The following is a 13099-nucleotide window of genomic DNA, read 5'->3' on the forward strand; positions in this document are numbered from 1 at the left end:
GCCAGCGAGTATTTTGTCTTGTTGTGTTGGCATGTGGTATGCCAGGATCCAGGCGATGTCAAGCGGCGGATCCGCGGGCATCGGGCCGGCGGGGGCTCCGTCGGCGCGGGGGGCGGAGGGAACGGATCGGGGCGGCCGTCGGAAGCGGCCCCGCCGGGCCCGCCGGGCAGGGAGACGCACAGGTGCGCGAGATGGTGAGGTCGCAGGAATTCACGGTGACGCCGATCGTCGCTTCGGCGAATCTGCGCACGCTCGTCTACGAGGCGCTGAAGGCGGCGATCGCCGAGATGGACATCTACGGGAGTCCGGAGGAGATCCGCCTCGACGAGCGCCGGCTGGCGCGGGACCTCGGGGTGAGCCGCACCCCGGTGCGGGAGGCCTTCACGGTGCTGGAGCAGGAGGGCTTCGTGCGCTCCGAGGCGCGCCGCGGGGTCTTCGTGGTCCGCAAGACGCGCCGGCAGATCATCGACATGATTCACGCCTGGGCGGCGCTGGAGGGCATGGCGGCCCGGCTGGCCTGCCAGCGCGCCACGGATGCGGAGCTGGCCGGGCTGGAGACGCTCTTCGCCGACTTCCTCGAACGCCCGCCCGCCGACAGCCTCGACGCCTATTCGGACGCGAACCTGCGCTTCCACCAAGCGGTGATCGCGCTCGGCCAGTGCAAGATCGTGGAGGCGATGTCGGGCACCCTGATGATCCACGTGCGCGGCATCCGCCGGGTGGCGATCCGGGCCGAGGGCCGGGCCGACCGCTCGAATGCCGAGCACCGCGCGATCCTGCGCGCCCTGCGCGGGCGCGACGGCGACGGGGCCGAGGCGCTGGTGCGGGCGCACGGGCTCGGGCTCGCGGCGCATGTCGAGCGCTTCGGCGACGCGCTCGGCTGAGCCGGGCCCCCTGCCGCACCGCGCCGCAGGGCGCCCGCGCCGGGGCGGGGTGCCAACCATTCGCCGGGAGCGGCATTGTCCCCGCAGAGCCCGTCTCGGCGCCCGCTGGGCGCGGACGGCCCGGCAGGAAGGCCAGAGCCCCGCGATGACGCCCCTCCCCTTCGACAACAGCTACGCCCGCTTCCCCGCGCGGTTCTTCGCCCGCACCGACCCGACGCCGGTCCCGGCGCCGCGGCTGATCCGGCTGAACCGGGCGCTCGCGGAGGCGCTGAGCCTCGACCCGGACTGGCTCGCGAGCCCCGACGGGGTGGCGATGCTGTCCGGCAACCGCATGCCGGCCGGGGCGGAGCCGATCGCTACCGCCTATGCGGGCCACCAGTTCGGCCACCTCGTGCCCCAGCTCGGCGACGGGCGGGCGATCCTGCTCGGCGAGGTCGTCGACCGGACCGGGATCCGGCGCGACATCCAGCTCAAGGGCGCGGGCCCGACTCCCTTCTCGCGCAGCGGCGACGGGCGGGCCGCGCTGGGGCCGGTCCTGCGCGAATACGTGGTCAGCGAGGCGATGGCGGCGCTCGGCATCCCGACCACCCGGGCGCTCGCCGCGGTGGCGACCGGGGACCGGGTGATCCGCGAGCGGGTGCTGCCGGGCGCCATCCTCACCCGCGTCGCCTCGAGCCACATCCGGGTCGGCACCTTCCAGTTCTTCGCGATCCGCCGCGACACCGAGGGCGTGCGGGCGCTGGCCGACCACGTCATCGCCCGGCACTACCCGGACCTCGCCGGGGAGGCGAATCCCTACCCGGCCCTGCTGTCGGCGGTGATCGCCCGCCAGGCGGCGCTGGTGGCGCAGTGGCTCTGCGTCGGCTTCATCCACGGGGTGATGAACACCGACAACATGTCGGTGGCGGGCGAGACCATCGATTACGGCCCCTGCGCCTTCCTGGACGCCTACGACCCGCGGACCAAGTTCAGCGCCATCGACGAGCACGGCCGCTACGCCTACGGGAACCAGCCGATGATCGCGCAGTGGAACCTCGCGCGCCTCGCCGAATCGCTGCTCGCGCTGTTCGGCGAGGACACCGAGGCGGCGATCCGGGACGCGCAGGACCGGCTCGCTTCCTTCCCGGCCCTGTTCGAGAGCGCCTATCACGGGGGCCTCGGGCGCAAGCTCGGCCTCCTGGAGGAGCGGGAGGAGGATGTGGGCCTCGCCAGCGACCTCCTGACCGCGATGGCCGAGAACGCGGCGGATTTCACCCTGACCTTCCGGCATCTCGGGGCCGCGGCCGCCGACCCGGCGGCGGAGCGCGCCGTGCGCGACCTGTTCGTCGACCCGACCGCCTTCGACGCCTGGGCCCCGCGCTGGCGGGCGCGCCTCGCGGCGGAGCCGATGCCGGGCCCGGAGCGGCGGGCGGCGATGGACCGGGTCAACCCGCGCTTCATCCCGCGCAACCACCAGGTCGAGGCGGTGATCGAGGCGGCGATCGAGCGGGACGATGTCGCCCCGTTCGGCGAGTTGGTGGAGGTGCTGAGCGAGCCCTACGCCGAGCAGCCGGAGCGCGCCCGCTACGCCGAGCCGCCGCAGGAGCACGAGCGGGTACTCAGGACCTTCTGCGGCACCTGATCCGGGATCCGGTTGATCCGAGCGGATCCCGCGCCCGCGCGGCGCGTGAGCCAAGCCCCAATCCGCTCTCCCGAAGGGATCGAGCGGATGTGGGATGCGAGAGCGCCCATCGTTCGCCGTCCGGCACGACCCACGCGCCGATCGGCGAGGACGGGGGGACGAGGCCGCGCACCCGTCCGGCCTGGATCCGCCGCCGACGAACGGCCCGTGGGGCCGGACGGTGAGGGCATCCAGCCGCGGCGGGGGAGGTGTCTCGGACCATCCGGTCAGCACGATTCTCAACGCCGCCGCCGCCGACTTCGCCGACCGGATTGCCGGGAACCGCCTCGCCAGCCGGACGGGTCATGGTCGGCCAGGAGGGGGGCGCGGAGCCCGAAGGCGGGCGGAGTCACCGCGGCGAAGGGTCCCCCGCGCCCCCGGCCTTCGGGCCCGAGCCCAGTTTCCGCTTCTGCTCCTCGGCCAGGGCCTTGTAGTCGTAGGTCGGGTAGAACTCGGTCCGGTAGGGACCCCAGGCGGTGTTCTCCAGCGCGACGTTGACGTCCCGCAGCTTCGCGGGCGGCACCCGCAGCGTCACCACCTGGCCGATGCCCATCACCACGTACCAGGACACGACCTCGGTGCCGGCCGGCGGGAACTGGTCGTAGTAGCCGTTCTTCTGCAGCTGCGCGTTGATCTCGTGAAGGTTCTTCGACTGGTCGTGCTTGAGGAACACGGTGAGCAGCACCGCGTCGTTGCCCGCCGCGGGCGCCGTCTGGGCCGCGGCGGGACCGAGGCCGCAGGCGACCAGACCGGCCGCCAGGACCGCACGTGTGAGACCGTTCATATCATCCTCGCGGACACGCGACCCGCCCCTAATTGCGGGCGGAACGGCGCGCGGCAAGGGGCCTCGGCGCATCCGGGCCGGCGTCAGCGCGTCTCCCGCAGGCGATCGAGGAGGGCGGCGTCGGCGTAGCCGTCCGGCACCAGCCCGGCGGCCGCCTGGAAGGCGCGGATCGCGGCCCGGGTCTTGGGGCCGATCCGCCCGTCGACGCCGCCCGCCGGGTGCCCCCGCGCCTCCAGCCGGGCCTGCAGGTCGCGGCGCTCGTCGCGGCTGAGCGGCCGGTCCCCGCGCGGCCACGCGCCGACGAGGGGCCCCTCCCCGCGCAGCCGGTCGGAGAGGTGCGAGACGGCGAGCGCGTAGGCGAAGGAGGCGTTGTAGCGCGTGATCGCCCGGAAGCCCGGCAGGAGCAGGAAGGCCGGGCCGCGCGCGCCGGCCGGCAGGACGAGCCGCGCCGGGACGCCGGTGGCCGCGAAGGGCTGCCCGTCCGCCCGGCGCAGGCCGAGCCGCGCCCAGGATTCGAGCGGGCGCTCGGTGGTCTCGTCCGCGAGCGCGTAGGCGAAGCCCGGCGGCAGCGCGACCTCGTAGCCCCAGGGCGCGCCGGCCGGCCAGCCCTCCGCGCTCAGGTAGTGCGCCGTCGCCGCGAGCGCGTCGGCGGGCGAGTGCCAGATGTCGCGCCGGCCGTCGCCGTCGAAATCCACCGCGTAGCGGAGATAGGTGGTCGGCATGAACTGCGTGTGGCCCATCGCGCCGGCCCAGGACCCGGTCAGGTCCGCGACCGGCGCGTCGCCCTGCGCGGCGATCCGCAGGGCGGCGGCGAGCTCGTCGCGCCAGGAGGCGGCGCGGGCGGGGTCCGCGCAGGCCAGGGTCGCCAGGGAGCGCAGCACGGGCCGCACCTTGCCGGGCTTGTCGAGCACGGCGCCGTAGCCGGATTCGATGCCCCAGATCGCGAGCAGCACGAAGCGGTCGACGCCGTAGCGCGCCTCGATGCGGGCCAGGACCGGCTCCCACGCGGCCAGCTTGGCGCGGCCATCGGCGACGGTCTCGTCCTTCACCGCCGCGTCGAGGTAGTCCCAGAGCGGCTTCTCGAACTCGGATTGGTGGCCGGCCGCGGCCAGCACCTCGGGATCCGGCGCGAGGTCCCCGAGGAGGGCGGACGCGGTCGCCTCGGGCACGCCGCGGCCGGTCGCCTCGGCGGCGAGGTCCGTCAGGCAGTGCGCGAAGCCCGGCACGGCCTCGCCGGCGGGGGGCGGCGCGTCCTGGGCGAGGACCCGATGCGGCGCCGCGAGGGCGACCAGGAGGGCCCGGAGAAGGATTTGAGCCGGCCTCGCGCGCCGGCGGGAGAGGGGGAGCGGGGGCATGCCGTCACCACGCCGCGCGGCCGCCCGTCCGTCAAGCGCGGTCCCGCCGGGCGGAAAGGACCTCAGCGCGAGGGTCCGGACGCCCCGTCCGCCTCCGGCGCCCGTCCCTCCCCCTCCGCCAGCCGCGCCACCAGGAGCGCCTGGGTGCGCGCCACGTGCCGCGCCATCAGGAGGCGGGCGGCCTCGGCGTCGCGCGCGCGCAGGGCCGCCAGGATGGCGCGGTGCTCGGCGAGCGACTCGTCGAGCCGCCCGCCCGTGTCGAGGGCGAGGTTGCGCGCGCGCTCCAGCCGCACGAAGGCCCGCTCATGCGCCTCCGCCACGGCCGGACTGCGCGCGGCGGCCACGATCAGGCGGTGCGCCTGGCGGTTGAGGCGCACGTAGGCGTCGCGGTCCTCGCGCAGGGCCTCCATCGCCTCCTGCAGGCGCGCGAGGCGGGCGAGGTCGCCCTCGCTCATCCGCTCCGCGGCGAGGCCCGCGCCGTAGCTCTCGAGCGCCGCCTCCAGCTCGAACAGGGGCACCAGCCCGGCCGGGTCGAGGCGCGACACCAGGGCGGCCCGGTTCCGGCGCAGCGTCACCAGCCCCTCGCCCGCGAGCAGCTTCAGCGCCTCCCGGATCGGCGTGCGCGAGATGCCGAGGCGCCGCGCCAGATCGGGCTCGTTCAGCGCCTCGCCGGGCCGCAGGCGGTTGAGCAGGATCAGGCGGCGGAGCTCCGCCGCCGCGTGCTCGGTGAGGGAGGGGGCGGGGCGCGCGGGCGCGCTCCCGCGGGTCATGCCAGCCGCTTCGACAGGCCCGTCAGCCGCTCCATCACGGCGATGCCCGCCATGGTGGCGACGATCAGCACGCCGGAGAGCGCCGCGATGGTGACGTCGAGGCGCCCCTCCAGGTCCTGCCACATCCGGATCGGCAGCATGTCGGTCGCCGCGTCGCGCAGGAACAGGGAGACCGGGATGTTGTCGAACGAGGCCATGAAGGCGAGGAAGCCGCCCGACAGGACCCCCGGCCGGATCAGCGGCAGGGTGATGCGGCGCAGCGTGTAGAGCCGCGAGGCGCCGAGGCTCGCCGAGCCCTCGAGCAGCACCGGCTGGAGCTGGGTCAGCGCCGCGACGGTGTTGCGCACCACGTAGGGCACGCAGACCACCGTGTGGCCGATCACCAGCGTCGTCACGGAGACCGGCCAGCCGAGGAGCGAGAAGAACATCAGGCTGGAGAGCCCGAAGGCCAGGGCCGGCAGGACGAGGGGCGAGAGGAACAGGCTGTCGAGGAGCCGCGCCGCGAGGCGCGGCGAGCGCGCCACGGCGAGCGAGGCCATGACCCCGAGCCCCACCGAGAGCAGGGTCGCGGCCGCCGCGACGGTGAGGCTGTTGCGCAGGGCGAAGTGCAGCTGCCACGCCTCGGCGAGTTCCCCGTACCAGCGCAGGGAATAGCCCGGCGGCGGGAAGCGCAGCGACAGGCCGTCCGTGAAGGACACGACCAGCACGATCACGGTCGGGGCCAGGAGCAGGATCAGCGCCGCGCCCGCGAGGAGCGCGACCGCGATCTCGAAGCTGAGCCGGTCGAGGGCGCCGGGCGGGCGGGACATCGGGCGGGACATCGGGCGGCCTCAGGTCTGGGCGTAGCCGCGCGCGAGGCGGCCGAGCGCGTTGAAGGCGACGATGACCGCCAGCACGGCGACGAGGAAGATCACCGACATCGCCGCCGCGAAGGGCCAGTTCTGCAGGGCGATCGCCTGCTGGTAGATGTAGCCGGGCATGAACAGCATCTGCCCGCCCCCGATCAGCGACTGGGTGATGAAGCCCGAGATCGCCGCCGCGAAGGTGAGGACCGAGCCGGCGATCAGCCCCGGCAGGGAGAGGGGCAGCGTCACCCGCCGGAAGGTGCGCCAGCGCCCGGCCCCGAGCGCCTCGGAGGCGTCCCACAGGCTCGGATCGATGCGGGCCAGCGCCGTCATCAGCGGCAGCACCATCAGGGGCATCTGCACCTGCGCGAGGGCCGCCACCAGCCCGCCCTCCGCGTAGAGGAGCCGCAGGGGCGGGCCGCTCACCCCGAGGGAGGCGAGCGCGCCGTTGACCACGCCCTGGCGGCCCAGGATGACGATCCACGCGAAGGTGCGGATCACCACGCTGGTGAGGAGGGGCGTGAGCACCGCCAGGATGACGAGGCCGCGCACCCGCCCCCCGGCCCGGGTCGCCACCAGGGCGAGCGGGTAGCCGAGGATCAGGCAGACGAGCGTCACCTTGAGCCCGAGCCAGAGCGTCGCGCCGAGCACGCCGAGGCTGAAAGGATCGCCGAGGAACGCCGCGTACTGCGCGAGGCCCAGGGTTCCGTCCGGCCCCTTGAGCGAGAGGCCGAGCAGCGCCGCGAGCGGCGCCGCGAAGAAGGCCGCGAAGAACAGGGCGAGCGGGCTCGCCAGCCGCAGGTCGTAGACGGTGACGTCGGGGAGGCGCCGCCTCATGGCCGCCGCCTCTAGAGCTTGATCTCGCGGTTGAACCGCTCGATCCAGGCCGCCCGCTGCGCGTTGATGGCCTTCCAGTCCTGGAACACGAATTTCCTGCGCAGGTCGTCGGTGTCCCGGGCGAGCACCTGGGCGATCTCGCCGCTCATCGTCACCTTGGCGTTGGTCGGCACGATCAGGTAGGGGGCCTGCATCAGCCGGGTCTGGACCGGCTCGGAGATCGCCGCCTCAATCAGCTTGAAGGCGAGGTCGCGGTTGGGCGAGTTCCTGACGATCTGGATCGCGGTCTTGAAGGCGATCGCCCCCTCCTTGGGCGCCACGAACTCGACCGGAACGCCCTTGGCCTTGAGGATCTGGATGGCGTTGAAGTTGCCGGGCGAGATGTCGACCTGGCCCTGCTGGAACAGGGTGGCGAGCGCCCCCGGATTGGCCGCCACCGCCGAGAGGTTGGGCTTGAGCGCCTCCATGGCCTTGAAGGCCGGATCGATGTTCGCCTCGGAGCCGCCGTGCATCTTGGCGATCTCGACCATGAAGCCGGTGCCGAGCGTCGAGTTCATGTTGGTGATGCCGACCCGGCCCTTGTATTCGGGCCGCCACAGATCGGCCCAGGAGGTGGGCTTCGTCCTCACCGTGTCGGGATTGTAGGTCAGACCGACGACCTGGAAGAAGGCCGCCGGGCCGGTCGCCTCCTGCGCGTCCGGGATGAGGTCCTTGAAGGAGGCGCTGCGCTCGACCGGGTAGGGCTCGACGAGGTCCTGCGCCTGGGCGGTGAGCGCCGGGCCCGGATCGTGCAGCATCACGTCGATCGGCGGGTTCGCGCGGGCGGCCGAGACCTTGGCGATCTGGTCGACGGACAGCATCGGGTCGAGGACGATCGGGGCGTTGCCGGTCTCCTTGCGGAAGGCGGGGACCAGCACGGCCTTGTGCGCCTCCTCCCAGCTCCCCGTGAAGGTGGCGAAGACGAGGGGCCTCGCCTGCGCGAGGGAGAGGCCGGGGAAGAGCTCCATCGCGCCGAGCGAGAGGGCGGTGGTGAGGAGGCGGCGGCGGTCGAGGATCATCGGAGCGTCCTGGGCGAGGATCAGGCGGCGGGGAAGGCGGAGGCGAGGCCGGGCGCGACGGCGACCCGCACGGCGGTGCCGGGCGGGCGCGCGGCCGCGCCGCCGAGGCGCGGCTCGGCGACCTTGAGGGCGCCGCCCGCTCCCACCCGCACCTCGTGGATCACCGTGGGGCCGAGCGGCAGCGCCATCTCGACCACGCCCGCGATGCCCTCCTCGCCGTCGGTGAGGCGCAGGTGCTCGGGCCGCAGGCAGGCGACGACGCGCGCGCCCGGCGCGAGCGCCCGGCCCGGGCGCCGCACCACGATCTCGCCGCCCGCATCGAGGGCGACGCGGGCGCCCGCGCCCTCCTGGCCGACGACGCGTCCCGGCATCGTGTTGGCCGAGCCCACGAAGGTGTTGACGAACAGGCTCTCGGGCGCGTCGTAGATCGTGGTCGGGGCCGCGAACTGCTCCAGCCGCCCCTGCGACAGCACCGCCACCCGGTCGGAGAGGGACAGCGCCTCCTCCTGGTCGTGGGTGACCAGGATCGTGGTGACGCCCGCCACCCGCTGCAGCCGCTTGACCTCGATCTGCATGTCGAGGCGGAGATTCTTGTCGAGGGCCGCGAAGGGCTCGTCGAGGAGGAGCACGGCGGGCCGGATCGCCAGGGCGCGGGCGAGCGCCACGCGCTGCTGCTGCCCGCCGGAGAGCTGGCGCGGGTAGCGCTCCGCCATGGCGCCGAGTTGCACGAGGCCGAGGAGGCGCTCGGCCTCCGCCTCCTGCTCGGCCCTCGGCGCCCCGCGCGCGGCGAGGCCGTAGGCGACGTTCTCGGCGACGCTCAGATGCGGGAAGAGCGCGTAGTTCTGGAACACGATGCCGACCGCCCGCCGGCTCGGCGGCAGGTCGTCCATGACCGCGTCGCCGACGATCACCCGCCCCTCGGTCTGGCGCAGGAAGCCCGCGACGATCCGCAGGAGCGTGGTCTTCCCGCAGCCGGAAGGGCCGAGCAGCGAGACGAGTTCCCCGCCCCTGATGTCGAGCGTCACGTTCCCGACCGCCACCGCCTCCCCGTAGCGGTGGGTGATCCCGTCGAGCACGACGGACCGGCCCGTCCCGGCCCGCATCGTCGCTTCCGTCACCGGCCTTCACCCCGCGGCATCGAACTTGCCCGCCGGTCTTCGCAAATCGTATGCCGGTTCGAGGAAAATCCATGCCATGCCGTGAGTTGAGCCGCCTCCCCGGGGAGACCGGCAGCCGCAGGAGCCCGCCATGACCGCCCTTTGGGCACTGAGCGCGACCGAGATGGCAGAGTGCTTCGCCGATGGGCGGGCGAGTCCGGTCGTGGTGCTCGAATCCTGCCTCGCGCGGCTCCATGCCTGCGAGCCGGCGCTGAACGCGGTCACGCGGCTCGCTCCGGGCGCCCGGGAGGAGGCCGAGGCGAGCGCGGCGCGCTGGCGGGCGGGGCGCCCGCTGTCGCGGCTCGACGGCGTGCCGATGACGGTGAAGGAGTTCCTCGTCACCGCCGGCCTGCCCGCGAGCTTCGCGGAGCCGCGGGACGGGCCCGAGCCGCCCGCGGCCCGGGACGAGCTGCCGGTGGCGCGGATGCGCGCGGCGGGCCTGGTGACGCTCGCCAAGACCAACATGCCGGAATTCGCCGTGCAGGGTTACACGGCCAACGCCCGGTTCGGCACCACCGGCAACCCTTGGGCTCCCGCGCTCACGCCCGGCGGCTCGACGGGCGGCGGGGCGGCGGCGACGGCCGCCGGCTACGCCCCGATCGCGCTCGGCACGGACGGGGGCGGGTCGCTGCGCCGCCCGGCCGCCCATACGGGCCTCGTCGGGCTCAAGACCTCGCTCGGCCTCGTGCCGCGCCGCGGCGGCCTGCCCTCGCCGCTGCTCGACTTCGAGGTGGCGGGCGCCCTCACCCGCACGGTGGCGGACAGCCGGGCGGTGCTGGCGCTGATGGCCGGGCCGGATCCGCGGGTGCTGTGGTCCCGCTTCCCGACGCCGCCCGCCGCCCCGCCGCGGCCGCTGCGGGCGCTCTACGTCGAGCGCCTCGGCGACGCGCCCCTCGATCCGGCGATCGCCGCCTCCTGCCGGGAGGCCCTGGACGACCTCGCGTCCTGCGGGGCGACGGTGACGGAGGGCCGGTTCCCGCTCGACGTGGCGGAGCTCAACGACCTCTGGCCGGAGATTGGGCGGATCGGCCTCGCGCGGCTCTTCGCGGAGGATCCCGCCCTCGGGCGGCGGGCGAGCGAGCCCTACCGCGCCATGGCCGAGGAGGGCGCCCGCGCCCCGGCGACCTGCCTCGCCCGGATCCTCGACCGCGTCGCCTCCCTGCGCGACGCGGCGAGCGCGCTCTTCGCGGAGATCGATCTCCTGGTCACGCCGGCCATCGCGGCCCTGTCCTGGCCGGCCGCGCAGGTGTGTCCGGCGCGGATCGACGGCCGGCCGGTCGGGCCGCGGGGCCACGCGATCTATACGGGCTGGGTCAACGCCGCGGCGCTGCCCGGGATCAGCCTGCCGGTCGCTCCGTCCCCGGATGGGCTGCCGGTCGGCCTGCAGCTCGTGGCCGGGTACGGGGCGGACGGGCTGCTGCTCGACGTGGCGGAGGCGATGGAGCGGCGGCGCCCCTGGGCGCATCGCCGGCCGGAGGTCGGGGGGAGGATCGGATGAGGGCGGGCGGGATCTCGGTCCACGCGGTGGACGTGGCGACGGGGCGGCCGGCGGCGGGGCTGCGGGTGACCGTCGAGGCGCTCGACCCGGCCGGGCGGCGGCTGGTGGCGGAGGGCCGGATCGGCCCGGACGGCCACCTGCCCCACCCGATCTCCGGCGGGGCGGGCGTGACGGCGGGGATCTACGAGGTCACCTTCGACGTCGGCGACTATCTCGCCGCGGAGGGGGGCGGGCGCTTCCTCGACCGGGTGCCGTTCCGCTTCACGATCGAGGACGTGGCCGCGCACGTCCACCTGCCCCTCAAGTTCACGCGCTTCGGCTACGCCCTGTTCCGCGGCGCGTGACCGGGGCGCCGGGGCGCGGAGGGGGATGGACGGGTCCCGCCACGCGCTCCCTGCCGAGCCGGCATCCGGGATGTCCGCTCCCTCTCCCGGTTCTCCTTCCGCCGACGCTGCGCTCGCCCGGGCAAGGCGGGAAGCCGGGATCCGCTTGATCGCAGCGGATCCCGGATCACGCGCCTGAGCGCGCCGCCTGAGCGAAGCCGACATCCGTATGGCCGAAATTGGAGATGACGAAGCCATCAACCGGATGTCGGATGGATCGGCGCGCTGACGTTCGCCCCCTCCGAGGCGGACAGCATCCCGCCGTTCGTGGCCAACAGCCCGGTGATGTCGGCCTTCTGCGCGCATCCGGATGAGGACAAGGCGCTCCACCCACACCCACGAGGGTGAGCGGAAGCCGGCGGAGCACGCGTGGCAGGAGCGGAACCGCACCTACGCTCGGGCTCGCGGCCTTCGGGGTGCGTGCTGGATCGGGATCCGGAAGCGGGGCGGTCGCTCGGACGGAAGCGAGCGTAGCGCTCCCGAGTTCGATCCCGAGTGCCGCTCTGCCCGACACGGGTCGGCGAACCGCAAGGAGGCGGCCGAATCTTTTCCTAAGGGAACAATTCAGGAGACCTGAGCCGCCACGCTCCTTGCAGCGGCGCTGTTCGATCGCATCTAAAGTATCGGACCGCGCGTAGCACTCACGGTGCCGACAATGTGGGTGTCGGCCTGGCGTAGCCTTCGGCAAAGTTCTCGATTTATGTTCTGCAACACCATCGCGTATGCATAGATGTCTTTTTTATAAAAGTTATATAGGTTTCGAGCTGTGAGCTCGTATGCCACGACCGGTTGTTTTGCAATGAGGGTTGCCGATCTATTTTGTATTTCAATGACGGTCATCTCTCCGAAAAAATCACCTGGGCCGAGATGACATATATCAACGACACATCCCGATCTCCCGATCTTAGTTACCATAATCTCTCCCGAATGAACAATATACATCGAGTGTCCAGGCTCTCCCTCTACTATGATAGTGGCGCCTGCCTCAAAGTGTCGTTCAACCAACATCGAGATCAAGAGATCGAGACTCGTGTCCGAGAGGCCGCCGAAGAAGGGCGTGTCGACCAGGAATGCTTTCAGCTCGGGAGAATTGACAGCCATCAGCCTATTGCACTCCCGCTTCCGGAGCTCGACCACATCCCATATTGTGGATCCTTTGTATGCCGGCAGCTCGCTTTGCGCATCTGGCCAGGGTGCAACCCGGGCGCCGAGTGGTCCAGACGGCGTCTGGCAAACCGCCGGATGACCCACTGGGTGAGATTCGACGTCCCCCCATCGCTTTGGTCCGGCGTGAGTGCGAGTTTTCCGGTTTTGTGAGCGCCTGAGGGGAGGAGCGGAACCGTGAAGACGGGCCGGTTCACCGAGGAGCTGATCGCCTTTGGGCTGGAGGCCGAGACCAGGACGCCGGTCGCGGAGGTCCTGCGCCGGATCGGCATCTCCGAGCAGACGTTCTAACGCTGGAAGAAGCTCTACGGCGGACTGGGCACGGGCGAGTTGCGACGGCTGAAGCCACCGGAGGAGGAGAAGCGGCAGCTCAAGCAGCGCGTGGCTGATCTGAGCCTCGACAAGCCCATCCTGCAGGACGTGCTCGCAAAGCAGCGACCTCGTGAACCAGGTGCGAGAGGCGCACGGGGGGAGCGAGCGGCGCGGCTGCGGCGCGCTCGGCATCGGCCGGTCGAGCATGCGCCACCGCCCGACCAAGCCCGATCCGGCACCGCTGCGGAGGCGCATCCGCGATCCGGCCAAGAGCCGGGTGCGCTCCGGCTTTTTCCGGATCTGCATCCTGCGGCGCCGGGAAGGCCGGAGGGCGAACCACAAGAGGGTCTAACCGGCTCTGGTGCCTGAATGCGAACCGGTTCTCGTCCTTG

13 protein-coding genes and 1 pseudogene are annotated in these 13099 nt (G+C 73.0%); 6 read left to right on the plus strand and 8 right to left on the minus strand.

Annotated elements, in window-relative coordinates:
* Positions 1 to 191 precede the first annotated feature (191 nt).
* A complete protein-coding gene (locus tag MET2598_RS0116615) occupies positions 192 to 884 on the plus strand; it encodes a GntR family transcriptional regulator (protein ID WP_012333803.1) in 693 nt (230 codons plus the stop codon).
* A gap of 145 nt (positions 885 to 1029) precedes the next feature.
* Complete coding sequence (locus MET2598_RS0116620) at positions 1030 to 2505, plus strand: protein adenylyltransferase SelO (protein WP_018261612.1); 1476 nt, start codon at positions 1030 to 1032, stop codon at positions 2503 to 2505.
* Between the two features lie 388 nt (positions 2506 to 2893).
* Here the strand turns inward: MET2598_RS0116620 and MET2598_RS0116625 are convergent, their stop codons facing one another.
* From MET2598_RS0116625 to MET2598_RS0116655, 7 genes are all read right to left on the minus strand, one after another.
* On the minus strand, positions 2894 to 3328 hold the full coding sequence (locus tag MET2598_RS0116625) for a hypothetical protein (protein WP_012333801.1): 435 nt from the start codon (positions 3326 to 3328) through the stop codon (positions 2894 to 2896).
* Between the two features lie 83 nt (positions 3329 to 3411).
* Positions 3412 to 4683 (minus strand): lytic murein transglycosylase, encoded by a 1272-nt coding sequence (locus tag MET2598_RS0116630; protein ID WP_018261613.1) that lies wholly within the window; start codon positions 4681 to 4683, stop codon positions 3412 to 3414.
* A 62-nt stretch (positions 4684 to 4745) separates the two neighbouring features.
* A complete protein-coding gene (locus tag MET2598_RS0116635) occupies positions 4746 to 5453 on the minus strand; it encodes a GntR family transcriptional regulator (protein ID WP_012333799.1) in 708 nt (235 codons plus the stop codon).
* Positions 5450 to 6262 carry an ABC transporter permease gene (locus MET2598_RS0116640; protein ID WP_026190772.1) on the minus strand — a complete coding sequence of 271 codons (813 nt, stop codon included), beginning with the start codon at positions 6260 to 6262 and terminating at the stop codon, positions 5450 to 5452. The genes MET2598_RS0116635 and MET2598_RS0116640 overlap by 4 nt, the downstream gene beginning before the upstream one ends.
* Before the next feature lie 21 nt (positions 6263 to 6283).
* Complete coding sequence (locus MET2598_RS0116645) at positions 6284 to 7135, minus strand: ABC transporter permease (RefSeq protein ID WP_012333797.1); 852 nt, start codon at positions 7133 to 7135, stop codon at positions 6284 to 6286.
* An 11-nt stretch (positions 7136 to 7146) separates the two neighbouring features.
* Positions 7147 to 8193 (minus strand): ABC transporter substrate-binding protein, encoded by a 1047-nt coding sequence (locus MET2598_RS0116650; RefSeq protein WP_018261615.1) that lies wholly within the window; start codon positions 8191 to 8193, stop codon positions 7147 to 7149.
* Between the two features lie 20 nt (positions 8194 to 8213).
* On the minus strand, positions 8214 to 9296 hold the full coding sequence (locus MET2598_RS0116655; RefSeq protein WP_018261616.1) for an ABC transporter ATP-binding protein: 1083 nt from the start codon (positions 9294 to 9296) through the stop codon (positions 8214 to 8216).
* 145 nt (positions 9297 to 9441) lie between these two features.
* Here MET2598_RS0116655 and MET2598_RS0116660 point away from each other — a divergent pair, with 145 nt between their 5' ends.
* The 3 genes from MET2598_RS0116660 to MET2598_RS42840 all read left to right on the plus strand — a co-directional run bounded on the left by MET2598_RS0116660 (position 9442) and on the right by MET2598_RS42840 (position 11579).
* Positions 9442 to 10848, plus strand: a complete 1407-nt coding sequence (locus tag MET2598_RS0116660) for an amidase (RefSeq protein WP_018261617.1) — start codon at positions 9442 to 9444, stop codon at positions 10846 to 10848.
* On the plus strand, positions 10845 to 11192 hold the full coding sequence (locus tag MET2598_RS0116665) for a hydroxyisourate hydrolase (protein WP_018261618.1): 348 nt from the start codon (positions 10845 to 10847) through the stop codon (positions 11190 to 11192). Before MET2598_RS0116660 ends, MET2598_RS0116665 begins: the two co-directional genes overlap by 4 nt.
* Positions 11193 to 11486: 294 nt before the next feature.
* Positions 11487 to 11579, plus strand: coding sequence for a hypothetical protein (locus tag MET2598_RS42840; protein ID WP_236728908.1), 93 nt, complete (start codon positions 11487 to 11489; stop codon positions 11577 to 11579).
* Positions 11580 to 11846: 267 nt separating this feature from the next.
* Here MET2598_RS42840 and MET2598_RS39300 read toward each other — a convergent pair whose 3' ends face one another.
* Positions 11847 to 12332 (minus strand): cyclic nucleotide-binding domain-containing protein, encoded by a 486-nt coding sequence (locus MET2598_RS39300; RefSeq protein ID WP_084674002.1) that lies wholly within the window; start codon positions 12330 to 12332, stop codon positions 11847 to 11849.
* A gap of 240 nt (positions 12333 to 12572) precedes the next feature.
* Here MET2598_RS39300 and MET2598_RS39305 point away from each other — a divergent pair.
* Positions 12573 to 13056 (plus strand): annotated as a pseudogene (locus MET2598_RS39305) (transposase); the annotation flags it as partial.
* Between the last annotated feature and the right edge of the window lie 43 nt (positions 13057 to 13099).

The sequence above is a fragment of the Methylobacterium sp. WSM2598 genome, assembly GCF_000379105.1.
Lineage (GTDB): Bacteria > Pseudomonadota > Alphaproteobacteria > Rhizobiales > Beijerinckiaceae > Methylobacterium.